12 protein-coding genes are annotated in these 18,834 nt (G+C 43.4%); 6 read left to right on the top strand and 6 right to left on the bottom strand.

Annotated elements, in window-relative coordinates; genetic code table 11:
* Position 1 precedes the first annotated feature (1 nt).
* Positions 2-1,636, top strand: coding sequence for an ABC transporter ATP-binding protein (locus tag L4D74_RS07335; RefSeq protein WP_428751469.1), 1,635 nt, complete (start codon positions 2-4; stop codon positions 1,634-1,636).
* A gap of 210 nt (positions 1,637-1,846) precedes the next feature.
* Here L4D74_RS07335 and L4D74_RS07330 read toward each other — a convergent pair whose 3' ends face one another.
* From L4D74_RS07330 to L4D74_RS07305, 6 genes are all read right to left on the bottom strand, one after another.
* Positions 1,847-2,512 (bottom strand): hypothetical protein, encoded by a 666-nt coding sequence (locus L4D74_RS07330; protein ID WP_428751468.1) that lies wholly within the window; start codon positions 2,510-2,512, stop codon positions 1,847-1,849.
* A gap of 73 nt (positions 2,513-2,585) precedes the next feature.
* Positions 2,586-3,749 (bottom strand): hypothetical protein, encoded by a 1,164-nt coding sequence (locus L4D74_RS07325; RefSeq protein ID WP_428751467.1) that lies wholly within the window; start codon positions 3,747-3,749, stop codon positions 2,586-2,588.
* Between the two features lie 196 nt (positions 3,750-3,945).
* Positions 3,946-4,863, bottom strand: coding sequence for a LysR family transcriptional regulator (locus L4D74_RS07320; RefSeq protein ID WP_428751466.1), 918 nt, complete (start codon positions 4,861-4,863; stop codon positions 3,946-3,948).
* Positions 4,864-5,039: 176 nt separating this feature from the next.
* A complete protein-coding gene (pdxR, locus tag L4D74_RS07315) occupies positions 5,040-6,821 on the bottom strand; it encodes a MocR-like pyridoxine biosynthesis transcription factor PdxR (RefSeq protein WP_428751465.1) in 1,782 nt (593 codons plus the stop codon).
* Between the two features lie 180 nt (positions 6,822-7,001).
* Entirely contained in the window at positions 7,002-8,324 is a 1,323-nt protein-coding gene (gabT, locus tag L4D74_RS07310; protein ID WP_428751464.1) for a 4-aminobutyrate--2-oxoglutarate transaminase, read from the bottom strand.
* 3 nt (positions 8,325-8,327) lie between these two features.
* The gene (locus L4D74_RS07305; RefSeq protein WP_428751463.1) at positions 8,328-9,755 is read right to left on the bottom strand and encodes an NAD-dependent succinate-semialdehyde dehydrogenase; all 1,428 of its coding nucleotides are present in this window, start codon (positions 9,753-9,755) and stop codon (positions 8,328-8,330) included.
* A 233-nt stretch (positions 9,756-9,988) separates the two neighbouring features.
* On the opposite strand from L4D74_RS07305, the gene L4D74_RS07300 reads away from it, so the two are divergent.
* The 5 genes from L4D74_RS07300 (at position 9,989) to L4D74_RS07280 (ending at position 18,055) form a co-directional block, all read left to right on the top strand.
* On the top strand, positions 9,989-11,005 hold the full coding sequence (locus L4D74_RS07300; protein ID WP_265674958.1) for a TRAP transporter substrate-binding protein: 1,017 nt from the start codon (positions 9,989-9,991) through the stop codon (positions 11,003-11,005).
* Between the two features lie 61 nt (positions 11,006-11,066).
* Positions 11,067-11,759, top strand: a complete 693-nt coding sequence (locus L4D74_RS07295) for a TRAP transporter small permease subunit (RefSeq protein ID WP_265674957.1) — start codon at positions 11,067-11,069, stop codon at positions 11,757-11,759.
* Positions 11,749-13,068 (top strand): TRAP transporter large permease, encoded by a 1,320-nt coding sequence (locus L4D74_RS07290; protein WP_265674956.1) that lies wholly within the window; start codon positions 11,749-11,751, stop codon positions 13,066-13,068. The genes L4D74_RS07295 and L4D74_RS07290 overlap by 11 nt, the downstream gene beginning before the upstream one ends.
* Positions 13,069-13,344: 276 nt before the next feature.
* A complete protein-coding gene (locus L4D74_RS07285; RefSeq protein WP_428751461.1) occupies positions 13,345-15,882 on the top strand; it encodes a choice-of-anchor D domain-containing protein in 2,538 nt (845 codons plus the stop codon).
* A gap of 172 nt (positions 15,883-16,054) precedes the next feature.
* On the top strand, positions 16,055-18,055 hold the full coding sequence (locus L4D74_RS07280) for a methyl-accepting chemotaxis protein (protein WP_428751460.1): 2,001 nt from the start codon (positions 16,055-16,057) through the stop codon (positions 18,053-18,055).
* Positions 18,056-18,834: the final 779 nt, after the last annotated feature.

The following is an 18,834-nucleotide window of genomic DNA, read 5'->3' as shown; positions in this document are numbered from 1 at the left end:
TATGAACCAAGACAATATAGCCCCAACAGAAGTTAAACAAGATAAGCCAAGCCACGTACTGGTTATAGATAATCTTTCCGTTGGTTTTGGGCGTGGCAAAAGTGTAGAGCAGGTGACGAATAAGGTTTCCTTAAGCATTCAAAAAGGGGAAACCTTAGCTCTCGTAGGAGAAAGCGGTTCCGGCAAGTCCGTAACGGCCAATTCAGTCCTTAAGTTGCTGCCGAAAGGTTCAAGCCATTATCTAAACGGTACGATTACATTCGATGGTATCGATATGTTGTCGTGCAGTGCTCGTCAACTTCGCGGTATTCGTGGTGGTCGAATTGGAATGATTTTTCAAGAACCAATGGTGTCCTTGAACCCTTTGCACAAAATAGGTAAACAGCTGGTGGAGACATTGGCTATTCATCGCGGCATGAGAGCAACCAAAGCAGAAGCTTTAGCCGTGTCGTGGTTAAAAAAGGTGGGAATACGGTCTCCTGAGCGTAAGATTTCTGCCTATCCTCATGAGTTGTCAGGTGGGGAACGTCAACGCGTTATGATCGCGATGGCGTTAATTAATGAACCTGAATTACTTATCGCCGATGAACCGACTACGGCTTTGGATGTATCAGTACAAGCCCAGATATTAGATTTACTAAAGGAGTTGCAACAAGAGCTTGGTATGGCGATGTTATTCATCACTCATGATCTGAGTATTGTGCGACGTATCGCGGACCGAGTCGCTGTAATGAAAGACGGTGAACTGGTTGAAGTTGGATCTTGTCGACAAGTCTTTACTACGCCGTCACATCCCTATACCCAAACACTGATTGATTCAGATCCGAGAGGCCTGCCCGTTGATATTGAACCCGACGCGAAAACACTCCTGTCGGTCAATGATTTGAAAGTGTGGTTTCCAATAAAAGGGGGATTGTTCAAAAAAGTCGTGGATCATGTTAAAGCGGTGACGCAGATGCAATTTCAACTTAAACGAGGGCATTCCATTGGCTTGGTAGGCGAAAGTGGTTCTGGTAAATCGACAACAGGTATGGCGATACTTAAACTTGTGCAAAGTGAAGGGGTGATTGAATTCGATGGGCAGGACATTCAACGCTTAGATAGAAAAGGAATGTTACCTTATCGAAGCCGTATGCAGGTGGTCTTTCAAGACCCATTCTCAGCGCTTAATCCTAGAATGTCCGTCGCTCAGGTGATTGGAGAAGGATTGCGAGTCCATTTTGAGCATGATGAAGCGCGGTTGGACAGCATGATTTGTGACGTGATGAAGGAGGTCGATCTAGACCCAGAGACGCGCCACCGTTACCCCAACGAGTTTTCGGGCGGTCAGCGACAGCGTATTGCTATCGCAAGGGCTCTCATTCTAAAACCAGAGTTTATTCTTCTAGACGAGCCAACGTCTTCATTAGACCGCACAGTGCAAGCGCAAGTACTCGACTTATTGAAGTCATTGCAGACTAAGCATGGTTTGACGTATTTGTTTATTAGCCATGATTTAAACGTAGTGAAATCGCTGTGTCACTACACAATTGTGATGCGAAATGGTGAGATTGTGGAGCAAGGTGACACACAAGTGATGTTTTCTGCGCCTCAGCATGACTATACCAAAACCTTGGTTTCGTTGTCGTCGTTTTAAAAAATCCCCTTAACAAATAGTGCGTTAAGGGGAGAGAGTCACCGATGAAACGTGTGAAACTAAATAACCTAGTCACTAAACAACTAAACAACTAAACAACTAAACACCTGAACAACTAAGTAACTAGGTAACTAAGTAAGATAACTAGCTCTGAAAGAATGATGACTAAAATGGTTAACATCGCTAGGTTGATAATCAAGTGCATCGGATCTATTTAAAGTTAAAGTTAAAACCAAATTCATAGCTGCCTTCTGTCGTTCTTGGTTCGCCTGGGCGAACACGGTGCTGACCATATCGATATTTGACGTACGGTTCGATGTATTTAGGCTTAAACGTTAACGTGAAGTCAGCATGCAAGATATTAGGTTCTAAGTCTGTGTATGACATAATTCTTTCATGATTAAGTGAATAGCTAAAGTTCAGCCAGTCTATCGGGGTATAGCTGGTTCCTAGGCTGGTTTTCCACTCTTGATGAGGGGATACGCCTGTCTCTAGGATTTTCCCAATCACATTTCTTCGCCATTCATAGGATGTAGAACCAAAAATCAACACGTCATCGGTCAACATTCTTCCAGCAAAGACGCCAACGTTATAAATATCAACAATATCGGCGCGGCCATAGCTAACGAAAGCCTCGGTATAGGTTTCACCAAGCAGCATGCCATAACCTGCGCCAAGCTCAAGGTAACCTGTAGAGTCTAGCTCAAAGCCTAAATTGATCTCTTCTGTCGCTTGTACGGTTCCGGAAACCGTGCCCACCCATGAGTCGCCAACTTTTGATGTTTGTAGGCTCATAGAAGGCTCGTAATAGGCTAAATCATGATGACTGGCATAGGCACTAAGCGGTAACAATAATAGGGCAATCAGTTTTTTCATCGGTATTACTCAAATAAAAAGGAGCCGATGAAATCGGCTCCTTTGATTTTTACAGTCATTATTATATTTGTGTTTATGAGCGGTTAACTCGGTCTTTTACCGCCTGTTTGATTTGCTGACGTTGCTCTTGAGATAGAGATTGAATTTTAGATTTAAGTTCTTGTTTCTGTTCAGCACTTAGGTTGACATCAAGTGATTTAGGACCTTTGGCGTGAATTTGACCATTGTTTCTATCAAAGTAATAAGTGCCAGCATATTGACCTTCGGTAATATTGATTTGGTATAGGTTATTGATATCTGTGCCAATACTTTCAATGCTGCCTATTTTGTCACCGTTAGAGTTTACAATATTTGCAGAGGTGATAACGTCTTGGTGCCCGCGTTCTACCTGAGTTAGCTTACCGATCTCTTCACCGTCTTTTGTGAAGATAATCTGTTTCCCTTTATCTTCGAAATCTATATCGTTAATTGGGTTTTCATACTCGGGTACTTGTGGCATCCAAGGAGTACCAAAGTCTGGAGCATTGTCACTGATAATGCTTCCATTTTCACGATCTATAACCGTTCTAGTTCCATCTGCGTGATCAATCGTTATTTTATTAGTATTGCTGTCTGCAACAATTGTTGCGCCATTATTTAGGCTAATTACTTTACGATTGTCTCCATTGCCAGACGCTGAACCAACAACTTCACCATTAATGATAACTCTATTTTCACCATCGATAACACCTACAGGTTTATCACCAATAACGATGACATGACCAATCCCTTCAACTTCAACTAATTTTAGCTCTTTAGCGCCTTCTTCGCCCCATAGAGGTAAGCCATTGTCGTAATCCGGATCGATAGGTGCGGTTATATCTGATGCGATAAGGCGACCATCTACCACTTCAAGAGTGACCGACGCTCCATGCAATCCAACGAGTGTTGCTTGTCCATCAGAAATATCAACCGTGCCGACTGCTTGGTTATTTGAATCGTAAACCAGTCCGTCGCTTACTGTGAAGTATTCACCATTGATAACGATAATGTTGTGTTCTTCAGATTGAAGAAGAAATGCATTGTGCTCTCCTTGGTCACCGGAAAGCATTGCAAGATTTGCATTCTCGCCTTCAAATACGTGAACATCAGCAACACCTGTTGGGTTGTTTGAGTCCGTGTCGTTGCTAGAACCATTCGATGAACAACCCGCTAAAAAAGATGCTGCGATAAGTGTGCTGATAAGTTTAAGTTTCATTCGTTTCTCTCAAAATGTGTTGGAACTAAAAGTGCGCTTCATGCTTGTGAAGTGGCGTTCCTAGCCGATGGAGAGAAGTATATGGATGGGACGAATTAAAGACTAATGAAAGGGTTTTATCAGGGGAATAACGTTAAGTTATTAATAAACTAGGTGAATCTCATTAATAACCCTAGGTTATTAATGAGTTCTGATGTTAAGCGGTAAGCGTCTGATGCAGCTTTTTACGCAACCATTGTGTCGTGGCATTATTTCGGTTTTTATAGTGATAAAAGGTGTTGATATCAGTATTTACGCCTACGCTACCAAACAAGATAGGCAGTGAACGTAAGCCTGAATTTGCCTCAAGGTTTAGGAACATAGAGGCGGGGAAAAGAATATCGGAGTTCTTTACTACATCAATGACAGCGGATGGTAGCTCTGAACGAAAGACGACATTGGATTCAATGCCACGCATTTTTAATATTTTTTCAGTGTTGGATATATTGGAGTTCCAATCCGCAGCAATCAGCGTCGCGATCTCAAATTTTCCACCATCTTGCATTTCAATCTCATCTTTATCGCACGGGTGATCTTTACGTATGTAAGCTCGAAAAGTATCAGTGGTTAGTTGAGTTTGTACCAGCTCCTTTGGCGCGTGGGCAATAGAGTAATTGAGACCCAGTTGTACGTCATCATTCACTATGTCTTGTAGCGTAGTTTTGTTCCAATTGAGTAACTGAATCTGAACGTTTGGTGCTTCTTTTCTTATTGATTGAAATAACTTACTCGCAATCCCTGATAGGAAAAAGGGAGATATGGCAATTTTGAGTGTGCCGTCTAGTTCACTAGGGTCAAAGTCGGAAGAGTGATTTACCGCGTTAGAGAGCTCATCCAAAATGGGACTGACAGACTCGGCAAGGATGTTGGCTTTCTCTGTTGCGCGTAGCCCATGATGGGTTTTGACAAACAGTTCATCGCCAAAGTGATCTCTGAGCCGCTGTAGCGCTTTACTCACCGCTGGCTGGGAGACAAATAGTCGTTCAGCGGCTTTTCTCATATTGCGCTCTTGATTCAAAATGATGAAGGTACGCAATAAATTGAGGTCGAGATTAGAAAATAGGTCTTTGGCCATGGGATATCCTTATACAGCGTACGACATCTTCATATTAAGAATAAATGTTCATTGGTGCAAAGAGTTATTAATGTGCGTTACAAGAAATATGTTTTCTTTTTGTAACCGCAGTGTTTATTAGACAGTAGGGGGAAGCTCTGATTAGGTCGAGTTGGGCCCGAGTTTGCTCGTTGATATTACCAAGCCTCAGAAGGCGATATTTTCCCGGTATTGACACAAAATCCATTGCGATCGAACCGTTTTAGTTGATGCCCATCTAGGACGAGTCTGACTTCACGAATATCGGCAAACTGCCATGTTTTCCATTGATAAAACATAGTATTACCTTCTACCCACCAGTAGCCTTCATCCTCATCGTTAGGTCTATCCGATACACCATACATTCGTCCATCCGGTTGAAATTCAATGCGGTATGGAATATTAAAGCAGTCACTAGTCAGTACGGTGTGATGGTCGAATAGTTTTCTTATTTCAGAGCCAGAGAGCTGTTGACCGTGAGTATCAGCGATGTGTTCTAACGGCAGTATTTCCCTAGCCACTTCTGATAAACGCCTAATGCCTTCTCTTATGTCACTTTCTTCAATAGAACTGAAACTCAACCGAAAGCTGCTTTTTTTATCATCTTCAATGTAGTACTGATCGCCAGGATTGATAAGAATCCCTATTTGTTCAGCCTTTTCATAAAGTGTATTGGCATCGAATCTTGCATCGTAGTTTAGCCAAAAAGAGGTGCCAGCTAAGGATGGGACGACGCCCGATTGGGGGAAATAGTAATTTAATGCTTTCTCCATTGTTAGCCATTTACTTCGAAGCTTTTTTAATCGTCGTTGCATTAAGGCATCATAATATCCGAGACTGATGAATAGCGCCAAAGTGTGGCAGTTGTTTTTCGGAGGGTAGGTATGACTTAAGCGCTGTAGATGTTTTGCTCTTTTGATAAACTCTGGTGCTGCGACAATGAACCCAATTCGTAGTCCTGGAGCAATGGTTGATGAAAAGCTAGATAAATAGATAATTCTTTCGCTTGAATACTCGCCTTTTAATGCAAAAGTATTTTCTTCAATAAAGCAAACCTCGTGTTCGAAGTCATCTTCTACAATTAGGAAATTGTGCTGCTCCGACGCTTCAACAAGCTTTTTACGTCGTTCTGACGATAACCGCACGGTGGTAGGGAATTGATTGCTAGGCGTTGTGTATACAATATCGCACTGGTTCAATAGCTCGCCGATAACTAAGCCTTGATCATCCACATCGAGTGGTTGTAGTCGTGCTTTCCTTGATTCAAATTGCGCCCATGCTTCAGGGTACCCCGGATTTTCAATACCGATAGTTGAAGTGTCACTCGTAAGTAGTTTGGCAATAAGGTTTAAGCTTTGTTGGCTGCCGATAGTTACCATAATTTCGTCAGATTGCACATAAATGCCCCGGCGAGGTAACACACGAGTTCGAATTTGCTCTACCAGATCGTCGTAATCGTTGTCGCTGGATGTCCATTGTTTACTGTTGGTTTTGTTGAGCGACTGAATACTGCATTTTCGCCATTCGTTCACTGGAAATAATGAGTGGTCCATCATTCCGTGAACAAAGAGATAGGGGTAATTTTTCAGGTCTCTAGGTGCTTCTTGATGCCATGATGGTTTAACTTGTATGTAGTGGTTCCAATCGATGGTTTGCTTGACTGGCGGTGTTCTAGGAATCGCCGATACACTGATATCTGGGTTAACAAAATAGCCTTTTCGTTCTTTGGATATAAGAAAACCATCTTCACTGAGTTGATCATAAACACGCAGAACGGTATTACGGGAAACCTTAAGATCTTGAGCCAGTTTACGAGATGAGGTTATTGGCATAGAAGTGTTGATGAAACCATTAGCAATCGCTTGGGTGATCCCTGATTTAATTTGGTCTTGCAGCGTCAAGTGATGGTTAGCATCTAACTGAATATATTGTTCTAACATGCACGCTCAATATCGATTCATCGGGTAAATATTATTAATTAGTATTGATGATAATTTTATTTATAGATGAGACTTAGGTCTCAATGGTTATAAAAAACATAGACATACGACTAAGGTCTAGTGGCCGCTCACCAAACGTTGTACTGTTTGATGTGCGACGAGTGATAACCTTTTCTAGGGTTAGCGGTTGGCGAGTAAACATGCTTTGACTTGCTCTAAGCCTTTCTCAATGAGTGAGAACTCAATGGTAAGTGGCGGTAAAAATCGAATAACATTCCCCTTTACGCCACAGGACAGAACGATAACCCCATTTTCAGCACATGTTTGGACTATTGATTTAGTGAGCTCCGTGAGAGGGGAGCCATCGCTAGGATCGTTTAGCTCTATGGCAATCATGGCGCCTAACTGGCGGATATCCCCAATTTGCGGGCACTGAAGTTGAATATCGATGAGTTTTTGTTTAAATAGGGTGCCGACCTCTTGAGCTCTGGCACATAAGTGTTCTTGGTCGATGATGTCTAATACTGCGAGTCCAGCAGCGCAAGCAAGTGGTGAGCCGGCGTAAGTACCACCTAAACCTCCCGGTGGTGCAGCGTCCATGATGTGTGCTTTACCTATCACAGCAGAAATTGGGAACCCACCTGCGATACCTTTTGCCATAGTAATGAGGTCCGGTTCGATCTCTAGGTACTCTGTGGCAAATAGTTTGCCCGTTCGAGCGAAACCGGTTTGAATCTCATCACAAATTAACATGATGCCATGTTCATCACAGAGACGTCGAAGTGATTTGGCCCAAGTCACTGGAGCCTGATAGAAACCACCTTCACCCTGAACAGGTTCCAAAATAATAGCGGCGACGCGTTCAGGTTCAATGTCACAAGCAAACAGATCATCTAGAGCTTGGAGGCTTTGTTCTTCACTGACGCCGTGATATTGATTAGGAAATGGCGCGTGATAGATATCACCAGGAAACGGCCCAAAGTGACGCTTGTATGGAGTGACCTTTCCAGTGAGCCCCATGCATAAATTGGTTCTACCGTGAAAGCCACCACGAAAGGCGATGACGCCTGAACGCTTCGTATAGGCTCTTGCGACCTTAACCGCATTCTCAACCGCTTCAGCTCCTGTTGTGAGAAAAACGGCTTTTTTGTCGTTTGAAATGGGGGTTCTATCGATGATTTTTTCGGCTAATTCGACAAAGCTTGTATACGGCGTCACCATGGCGCAGGTATGGCTAAACAGCTCAAGCTGTTGCGCTACGGCTTGTTGAATTTTTGGATGGCTGTGTCCAGTGTTTGTGACGGCAATTCCGGATGCAAAATCAATATAATTTCTCCCTTCTATATCCGTAATGGTGGCATTAGATGCAGACTGGACGAAAATCGAGGTCAAATTCCCCATGCCTTTTGCGATCACGGCTTCTTTTCGTTGCTGCCACTGTTGATTGGTCGAAGATTGCGACCGAGTGACGCCTTGCTGGGCAGTTATGTTCGATTCTTGCATGTGCTATAGCCCTCCAAGGCAGATATATTTAACACTCATGTACTCATCAATACCTTGCTTGGCACCTTCTCGACCAAAGCCAGATTGCTTGACGCCACCAAATGGGGCCACTTCGGTTGAAATGATGCCTTCATTTATGCCGACCATACCGTATTCAAGTGCTTCTGCGACTCGAAAAGCTCGGTTGAGGTTACTGGTGTAGAAATAACTCGCTAAGCCGTAGATGGTGTCATTGGCTTGGATAATAAGGTCGTCTTCATCTTCGAATGCGATAATGGGTGCCACTGGACCAAATATTTCTTCTTGAACGATATCCATTTGTGCAGTTACGCCAGTCAGAATCGTTGGCTCCATATATTGCCCATGTAATGACGCGCCGCCATGGCTTAAGTTTGCTCCTTGCTCTACGGCCCTTTGGATTAATTTGAGCACGTTATTCTTGGCATTTTGGTCGATGAGAGGACCAATGGACACGCCGTCATCGAGTCCATTGCCCACTTTTAATTGGCTTACAGCATCGGTTAATTTGGCAACAAATTCATCATAGATGGCGCTGTGTACATACAATCGGTTGGCACAGACGCAAGTTTGACCGGCATTTCGGAATTTAGATGCCAGTGCTCCTTGGACAGCTGCATCAATATCTGCATCTTCAAAAACAATAAAGGGGGCGTTACCTCCAAGCTCCATGGATGTTCTTTTTACCGTTTGTGAGGTTTGCTTAATGAGGTGTCTTCCAACTTCTGTTGACCCGGTAAATGACAGTTTTTTGATGTCGGCATGACTGCACAAAATGTCGCCAATCATTACCGAAGAATGATTGTTGACCACGATCAGCAGTTCTCGGGGGAGTCCCGCTTGATAGGCTAGTTCGGCAATAGCGTATGCGGACAGTGGCGTTTGGTTTGCTGGTTTTACGATAAAGCTGCAACCTGCGGCGAGTGCGGGTGCGGCTTTGCGCGTAATCATGGCTATAGGGAAATTCCATGGCGTGATTGCTGCCGCGACACCGACGGGTTGCTTGATAGTCATGGTACGTTTGTTGCCCGCTGGGCTTGGGATTGTTTCTCCGTACGTGCGTTTTGCTTCTTCGGCAAACCATTGGACAAATGAAGCGCCATACATGACTTCTCCTTTCGCTTCCGTTAACGGTTTACCTTGTTCCAATGTCATTATTCTGGCGAGGTCGTCACTGTTTTCAATAATTAGGTCATACCAGCGTTTGAGCACCCTTGCGCGTTCGGATGCCGTCGTCGCTGCCCATTGCTTCTGAGCAATCTTTGAGCGCTCTATGTCATCAAGTAGCATTTCGGCGGATATTGACGGGATATGTGTCAGGCGCTCTTGAGTGGCGGGGTTGTAAACCGATATAGCGTGGTCGCTGGGTTCACAGCATGCTGCAAGTAATGATTTGTTAATTATATGTTCCATTCACTAGTTCCATGTATTGACCTGAATGCAATAAGAGTAGGAATAGTTAGCGGGGATTTTTAGTGCCAGATGCGGATTTCTTATGGTACCAACGGTTTGTAGCTGGTACCACATGAAGTCGGCAACTGGTTCTAACACCAATTATTTCAGACTTCTATATTGATTATTGAAACATTTACGCAACATATCGGATGAATGTTAATTGCAATCAGCACATGGAACGGGGAAGAAAAATGTCGAACAGTAATGGAAAAAAACTACTGAGTAGCCTACTTGCAACTGCGATCGGTGTTACGTCACTAGCCGCCTCAGCCGCCAGTTATGCCGCTGAACATAACTGGCGATTTGCTAACCTTTACGGACGCGGCACGGCGTATGGAGAGGTATATGAAAATCTAGCAAAGAATATTGAAACGATGTCGAATGGACGAATTGAAGTTCAAGTTTTGTATTCAGGCGAAGGTGTGGGAACAAGTGGTATTTTGTCTTCCGTTAAGTCTGGTTTAGTAACGATGGGGGCGCCATTCCAGTCAATGCATGCGGGTGAACTCCCCGCTGGTGTGGTTGAAATTGGTTTGCCTGGTGGCACTGCAGATGTTGGTAAATTAAGTACATTGTTCCATGAAAAAGGCTGGTCAGACACGTTAAAGGCGGCTTATGGTTCGCAAGGAATGACATGGCTTGACCCGTATATTCAACCTGCGGTTTATATTATTTCAAAAACAGAGATTAAGTCGATTGAAGACTTTAAAGGCATGAAAATTCGTGCGCCCGGTGCTTATGGCAAATTCTTACGTAATTTAGGTGCTTCACCTGTCACCTTGTCATGGAGTGAGATATACACCTCATTAGCGACAGGCGTTATTGATGCCTCTATTGGGTCGAATATGATTGATCACCGTGATGGTAATCATGTAGAAGTGGCTAAATTCATGTATCCATTGCCATTGGCTGGCGCGCAGGTACTTCCTATTGTCGTCAATACAAAGGAATACAATAAATTGCCTGAAGATCTTCAAGCAATCGTAAAAGCGGCAACAACGATTCACGCACAAGAACAAATGACTAAGTCAATTTTGTGGGAATCTCAAGCCGTAACAGAAATGGAAGGCAAGGGACTGAAATGGAGCCCGCAACCTTCAGAAGCGGATACGGCGGCGTGGAAAAATGCGGGTCAATCACTAGCAAAAGAGTATGCCAACCAAGATAAATACTCGAAACAGTTAGTCGAACAGTTAGAAAGTCTGTAGAAGCGTGACTGAAAAAGGTGGTGCACAATGCTCCGCCTTTTTTCTTTTCTAGGAGGTTGAGATGTTAGAAAAGTTATTGGTGGTTTATTGCCGAAGTGTACGTTACATCGTGTGGGCCATTGGCCGTACGGTGTCTTTCTTTATGCCTGTTTTGGCGGGCGTTGTGGCATTTGAAGTGTTTGCCCGATATGTATTAAATTCGCCAACAATATGGGCTTATGATACTTCTCTGTTCTTGTTTGGCTATATCTCTGCATTGGGAGGGGCTTATGCACAACAAAAGCAGTCACATATTAATGTTGATATTCTTTATTTAAAAGTGCCTGTATTTGTTCGACATTGTTTTAGCCTCATTACCATCATTCTTGCGGTCGGTTTTCTCATCGTAATGGCAAAACTATGTTTTGAAAAATTCCTCGAGACGTATCAATACGGTTTCAAACGTCAAACTGAATGGGCGCCGCGGGTGGACCATTTTTGGCTCATGATGGCAGTGGCTGCAGTGATTTTTATTGCTGAATATTCCGTACAGTTTATTTGTCATCTTTTTGCATTGATAACAAAACGTGAACTTATTCCTAGTGCCTATGTGGATCATTTGCATGCGGCTCAGCATCAGCCCGACAACGCTGATACAAAGAAAGCTAATATTACTGAACCCGACGTGACGGGGGATGCTGAATATGCTGACTCACAAAGCAAAACTCACCCAATATCAGACAGTATTATCGTAGGGGAATCTCGTGGGAATTGAAGTATTAACACTGGTGTTGCTTAGTTGCATTCTAGTCATGTTTGCGTTGGGAGCACAGGTAGGACTAGCGCTTGCTGGTATTGCGATGGGTATAGGGTATATGACGTGGGGAGATGCGTTGTTCAATATTATTCCTACCACGGTTGAGTCGACATTTTTTAGTTTTATTTTGCTTGCGATCCCTTTGTATATTTACATGGGGCAATTATTGACTCGCTCAGGTATTGGTGATGCCATGTTTAATGCTAGCCAACTTCTCATCGGGAGAGTCAGAGGGTCGCTTGCAATCAGTGTTATTGGTGTATGTTCGATGATTGGTGCCATGGTGGGAATTATCGGTGCAGGAATTATGACGTCAAGCAGTATCGCGTTAAAGCCGATGCTTGATAGGGGATACGATAAAAAACTGGCGCTAGGGGTTATCATGGCTGGTGGTTCGCTGGGTATTCTGATCCCGCCGAGTATTCCAATGATCATGTTTGCTGCCGCTACGCAAAATTCAGTGGGTAGGATGTTTTTAGCCGCAATGGTGCCCGCACTTATCACGATCACATTACTGATCGCTTACGTAGTGATTAGTTGTAAATTAAACCCGAGCCGAGCGCCACTCGATACTGAAAATGATATTGAAGTGCCAAAAGGGTTTGAGTTGTTTAGAACCATACGAGACGGGTTGTCTTCATTAGTTCTCATTGTTGCTGTGTTGGGTAGTATCATTATGGGAATTGCTACCCCAACCGAATCGGGGGCAATTGGTGTCGTTGGGGCGATCATTCTAGCGATACTGTTTAAACGTTTTAAACCACAAATGATGCATAAAGCAGGTGTGCAAACCGCGCTGTTAGTGAGTGTCGCGATGTGGATAATTTTAGGTGCGTCGATATTTAGTAACTTCCATCTACTGATGGGAGTACAAAATATGGTGTCTAACTTTGCAACTAGCATTGATTTACCGCCAATTATGATCATTATTATGTTTCAGCTGATAATGCTATTTCTTGGGTTTATTATCGATGAGTTCATTATTGTATTAATGTGCGCGCCAATATTCACTCCTGTCGCAGTAACACTTGGCTATGACCCTATTTGGTTCGGTGTTCTCATGATTTTAAATATTGTAGTGGCTGTACAAACACCACCTTATGGCTTTGCGCTTTTTTATCTTAAAGGGATTGCGCCGAATGGGGTAACCATGATGGATATTTATCGTTCTGTCACGCCGTTTATTTTAGTGCAATTAGTTGTACTGATAATATGTATGATGTTTCCCGAGTTAGTACTATGGTTGCCAAATAAGGTAATGAATTAGTGTTTGATAGTTAACTTGAGGGTTCGTCATTATGGGTTCGGGCGATGCAGTATTTCTTCTAATGTCGTGTCCCTCAGGATTGGAAGACAAGAAATTCATCGCTCGTAATTTAGTCGCTTTAATTAAAGTAATGCCTTTATTCCTTAGTGTCTAAGGGGAGCAGTGTGGCTGCTAAGTGGTGCCACAACTTCTAAATCACCTGAAGTGTTAGCCTTAAATGTTGTCGGTTGTCTGAGTTCTCAGGATATCAAAATTAATTTGTATATGGAGAATAGAATGAAACTTTCGTCACTTATCCCTCTTATTATTGGAGGGGTATTATCTCAACCCGTTTATTCAGAGATTATTTTCTCAGATGACTTTGATTCGGGATTAGTGCAATGGGATATTTCGGGGAATGTTACAACCGCCTCAAATTACAGTTTGTCTGGGTCATCAGCGTATTTTAAAGAAACCGGTCAGCTATCAAAGACTATTGATTTATCTGGGTCGTTGGGGGTGACTGTCGAGTATTCGTTGGCATCAAGGTTATTGGAAAATAGTGATTACTGTTACGCAGAATACTCTATTAACGGAGGCGTAAACTTTGTCACCATGTCTGTTCTTGGAAATGGTCAAGATAATGGTAACTTTTACGCTCATAGTCAGTCTATTGATGACGGTAATGACCACGTAATTGTACGCTTTCGAGCGCAAACTGGCGGTGCTGACCACTGTTATGTTGAAAATGTACTGATTCAAGGTGACAGTGTTCCCGTGATACTAGAACCCAATATTGTTGTGCCAGATTCTGTGTCATTTGGTTCGGTAATTATGGGTAACGGCGCGGAGCGCGTATTGTCGGTTGAGAATACGGGTCAGCAACCTCTCTCGATAACAACAATGTCAACGTTGACTGGTGACTTTGCTATTGTGACTGACACTTGCAGCAATAGTGAACTTCCACAAAGTGGTTCGTGCGACATCACGGTTTCCTATAGCCCTCAGTCAATAGGGGGACACAATGCCACGTTGTCCATTCAATCTAATGACCCAGATACCCCTCAAGCAACGATTGCGCTGTTGGGCTATGGGATAGAGGAGCATGGACAAGGTTACATCGAAAATTACGATCCATTGAATGGCAGCGGTCAGTATTCTAGAACCGAATTAACGTATGAAGACCTTAACGCGGGAACAATCACACAGCGAGTGTCCACAGAAGCATTTGCGATTCCGGCACAGGCTGCACAGTCGGCACACCATTTTGAGGGACGAATTACGTTGAATAACCCGGGTAGTGCGGGAGTTGGGCAATTTAGCGAACACAAAGACACTTATCGCTATACGTCGAATGCTGATGATCCAAGAAAGCACATCCCAGACTTTGATTATGAATTTGTTCAAACCGGTACACACCTTGTACCCGTGCAGCGTGGTATTTTGCTTAACTCACACGCGTATTGGGAATATATTCTCGAACCTGGTCGAGTATGGAAAGAAGAGGGGGACAATGGTAAGTCTCGCGCATCAATTCCTTTTGCGTTGATGCAGAAAAACTCGAATTGTGTGCATAATGGTCTCATGACATTCACGTATGATGATAATACCATGAGTGATGTGGCCTATCAGATCGCTTCGGAAACGTGTTTGTACTATCAGTTCGACATGTGGGGAAGTGTCGATGCCACGTATACACCAAGTGTCATCTCAAATAGCTTGGAAATTAAGCAAGCGCATCAATCTTATGAATCAAGCAAAATTCCAAGTAAGCCCATACAAGAGTTGGCCGTTGATTTCCCATCATCCAATATTGAGGTTGCGAATTTTGGTCATGCTTCAGAAGTGACACCTGAACATATGACATTCTTTGGTGTTTTTGCCGAAGGGGTTCACTACACCAGTGGCTGTGATACAAGGCAAGGAAGTCATCCTTATTGCGAGCGTTTAAGAGTGCCTTCGTATTCGACAGCGAAGACGACCCTTGCTGGGACGGCATCAATGCGTCTTGAATTACTTTATCCGGGCTATATGGACAGCCAGCTCACGGAGTTAATCCCACAAGCAGCTTCAGACCCAGAAGGCGATTGGAATGATGTGACGCCCAATAATGCGATCGATATGGCAACAGGAAACTACCGTCTGTCATCAGGGTATTTAAGTGACGAATATTCAACAGCGAATGATACGGGCTTTTTCTTAGTATTAGATCATGCAGGAAAACTGGATTATTCCCTAAGTCGTTATCCACGAAAAGCGCAACCGGGTACCTTTTTTAACTACCATACGACAGATACCTATATCGCTACGGTCGCCGCACAAAACTTCGTAAGAAACGAGCGTGGTGCAACCGCTGATGTTTTTGCTGACATTATCGTTACCGATATTTGGAAACCACTTAATGTCGATCTTGGCACTCAGGATACCCGTAGAACCTACGATTCTGAATCGATGCCTTTCGGCGGCTATGGTTTAACTTACTTGCGTGATGACATCGTTAAGATTACAAAATTTACCAGCATCGATAGGGGATATATTAATGGTCAGCCAATGTTGGATCCTGCGGAACTCGAGATAGCAATGTTTGCTGATCCAACCTCGCCACCACTCGACGTGAGGGCGGATAGTAAATATTACAGTAATAGTATGTGGTCCAAACGAAAAGTGCTGGCGGGTGGTTGTGAAGACTACGTTCCTTACATGTCTGGGTATGGAGGCATTCAGTTTGTGATGCTACCCAACGATGTTATTTATTACTATGTGAGTGATAACAATGAGTTCGTGTGGGACAAAGCGTTAGCTGAAGCGGGTAAGCTTGCTGCGTATTGTCAGTAAAGCATCGCGTTACCTGATAACAATGAGAACGGCAGCGTTCTCATTGTTTATTCGAAATAGAATCGAGTGCGGTTAAATGGTGCGACTCTAGAATCACAATGAAAATGTATAGATTTTGTTATATTTGTCGATATAGTACCGAGATAACAAGGAATTTATAAAAGGATTAAGGATGAAGTTCTCGATATCGGGTAAGCTTAGAATGGGTTTTCTAGCGCTTGGTGTACTGTTTATCGTCTCTTCGCTATTGGTTTATCGAAGCGTTATTCAAGTGCAAGACCACACACAATCTTTGCTGCAATATGATTTGCCAACGGTTGATGCGAGTCGTCAGGTGGGGCAATCCCTTCAATCGACGGTCTCTGTGCTTCGCGGGTACATGTTATTAAACGATTCAGATAATGGCCAGAGTTTCGGTCAGGAAAGAGTGCTAGAGGCGTTTGATACAACCGACATTCAACTGATTAGTTTGGAGTCACTGATTTCATCAAATCAGTATCATGACTTAGATAGTGCTTGGTCTAACATCAAGCTGACTGCTGAAGAAATTGTGACGCTCAGTCATACAGATGACAACCTTCCAGCTCACTCTATGTTTATCAATGAAGCCGCCCCTATTGCTGAAGTTGCATTAGATCAGCTACAAGGTTTGATTAACGATGAAGCTGGTAGAACCGAGGGAGGAGAGCGCAAACGCTTGTTCAAGCTTTATGCCGATGGCTACACATCGTTAGCCAACGCACTCGCGGCTCTGCGAGACTATTTGCAATATGGTCAACAAGATTATTTAGACAAATACCATGACTTAATGAAATATCATCGACAGGTTGTCGATGAAATCTCCAGTAAAACGTCACTGCTAAGTTCAAGCGATCAAAGTTTGTGGTCACTGTTCAACGAAATGAAGCAGCTTTACTTTCCGCTGGCAGAGCAAGTTATTCAAATTCGCCAATCGGCAGATTGGAACCGTGCAAGTTACCTGATGTCTTCTTCGCTTGTGCCTGCTGTCGACGCAATGCAAATCTCCCTTAATACCATCGTTTCTCAGCAGCAAGCCAATGCAGTGAAGACCGAAGATAGTATAACAACGAGTATCACCACGGTTGTTATCATTCTGATGACTAGCTGTGGGGCGGCATTGTTGAGTGCTTTCGTGGTGTCGAGTGTGATGGGGCATCATATCGGCGCGCGTATCAAAACGCTAGCGAACAGAGCACAGCAAATCGCCTCAGGTGATGTATCCAATCCTGCGTTGGTGATTACAGGAAGCGATGAACTTGCAGACCTCACACGTTCAGTGAATTCGATGAACCAATCATTGGCAGATTTAGTGGGTGGCGTCACGGAGAACGCCGTGTCGGTTCAAGGCGGCATGGCGCAACTAATGCAATCAAGCCGAGATGGACTGCAGAGAATGGAGCGCCAATCTCAACATGTTGATGAAATTGGTCATTCGTTATCAGAAGTGGCTGTAGGTGCAGAGCAAACCGCACATCAGGTGCAAGCGTCGTCGTCGACGTTATTTGATTCTAAAGCGGAACTGCAAAGTGGAGAGGTGGCATTAAAGGCGAACCAAGAAAGCATGACATTGTTAGCAGAAGCGATTGAAACCACGGCAGCACTTGTTGAGACACTTCGCCAAGAGAGCCAAGCAATCAGTAAAGTGACGGATGTTATAGAAGGGCTGGCTGAGCAGACTAATTTACTGGCACTCAATGCGGCAATTGAAGCCGCGAGAGCGGGAGAGCAAGGACGAGGCTTTGCGGTGGTTGCTGATGAAGTACGCATGCTGGCAAGCCGCACGACTGAGTCAACCAGTGAAATTAACGGAATAATTCAGGCGATTCAATCATCAACCGAGAAAGTTGTTGAGCAAATAGGCATTGGCAATACGATTGCGGGTGAAGCCGTCTCCCATACGAATATGGCGGCTTCGCGAATTAAATCGACGGCGGAACAAGTGGAAAACGTCAACGATCAAATGAGTACGTTGGCGGCAACGGCTGAGCAACAAGCCTCTGCGACACAGTCTATTTCAACATTGGTTAATGAAATCAACGAAGCACTAAAAATGGTCGCGCAGCAATCCCGCGATGCCAATAGCGTTACAGATGAAGTGACTGCGCGAGTAGAGCAGCTTAGCGGACAAGTGGCGCAGTTTAAGTGTGGTTGAGCGACCAAACTCGATAAGCGAAACACTTGATTATTGATTAGGGGTACATAGATACCCCTTTTTCTTATCTAAAATTAACGAAATCAATCATTTGATAGAGCTATCGCAGAGAGCCTAAACGTCAGAAGATCAAAGAGTTCCCATAGTTCTTGACTCTAAATCTGCCTCCGAAATGCCACTTTATTTCCATTAGTTGTTCTCTAGAATTTATTAGAGATATACGAGCTGTCTTACTTCACCTCTAATCCTAACGTCATTATTCAATGATAAGTAATACTCATGAGCTTGGATGCATCTCTCGCCTCAAATACTAATGCATGGTATTAGCAAATATGCGGGGAGGTATTACCCACCAAACGTGGTGCCCTACCTGCATAAATACCACCCTAGGTACATAATTAACATATCGATTAGTAACCGCATTATTGGTGTTTATTACGTCAGTAAATAGATGTTAATAGAAGTAATTTAACCAAGCAGCAAGTTGGATTTTTTTAACCGAAAACTATGTATATGAGAAAATAGCCTAAGCATATGAAAAAATAAACTATGTTATGACGAAGAATAAAGTTACGTAATATGCAGTGCAGTTCAAAATAATCAATAGTTAGATGTTATTTATTAATTGTAAAATTATCAGTAATATATTTAGTGCTAAGTATATGATTGCAATTGACTAAATTAGCAACCCCAACACTTATTGATTTAATTGAAAGTAAAAGACGCATAGAAAAGTAGATTTTTAATGTAGCGCTATCGTTACGTTGGATCCATTGTAT

Source organism: Vibrio cionasavignyae, assembly GCF_050337155.1.
Classification (GTDB): Bacteria; Pseudomonadota; Gammaproteobacteria; order Enterobacterales; family Vibrionaceae; genus Vibrio; species Vibrio nomapromontoriensis.
The sequence above is the reverse complement of the archived record's forward strand: the minus strand, read 5'-3'. Positions and strand labels throughout refer to the sequence as shown.

Coding starts and splice junctions, on each gene's coding strand:
- L4D74_RS07335 (WP_428751469.1), top strand. CDS start 2: ATGAACCAAGACAATATAGCCCCAACAGAAGTTAAACAAGATAAGCCA.
- L4D74_RS07330 (WP_428751468.1), bottom strand. CDS start 2,512: ATGAAAAAACTGATTGCCCTATTATTGTTACCGCTTAGTGCCTATGCC.
- L4D74_RS07325 (WP_428751467.1), bottom strand. CDS start 3,749: ATGAAACTTAAACTTATCAGCACACTTATCGCAGCATCTTTTTTAGCG.
- L4D74_RS07320 (WP_428751466.1), bottom strand. CDS start 4,863: ATGGCCAAAGACCTATTTTCTAATCTCGACCTCAATTTATTGCGTACC.
- pdxR (WP_428751465.1), bottom strand. CDS start 6,821: ATGTTAGAACAATATATTCAGTTAGATGCTAACCATCACTTGACGCTG.
- gabT (WP_428751464.1), bottom strand. CDS start 8,324: ATGCAAGAATCGAACATAACTGCCCAGCAAGGCGTCACTCGGTCGCAA.
- L4D74_RS07305 (WP_428751463.1), bottom strand. CDS start 9,755: ATGGAACATATAATTAACAAATCATTACTTGCAGCATGCTGTGAACCC.
- L4D74_RS07300 (WP_265674958.1), top strand. CDS start 9,989: ATGTCGAACAGTAATGGAAAAAAACTACTGAGTAGCCTACTTGCAACT.
- L4D74_RS07295 (WP_265674957.1), top strand. CDS start 11,067: ATGTTAGAAAAGTTATTGGTGGTTTATTGCCGAAGTGTACGTTACATC.
- L4D74_RS07285 (WP_428751461.1), top strand. CDS start 13,345: ATGAAACTTTCGTCACTTATCCCTCTTATTATTGGAGGGGTATTATCT.
- L4D74_RS07280 (WP_428751460.1), top strand. CDS start 16,055: ATGAAGTTCTCGATATCGGGTAAGCTTAGAATGGGTTTTCTAGCGCTT.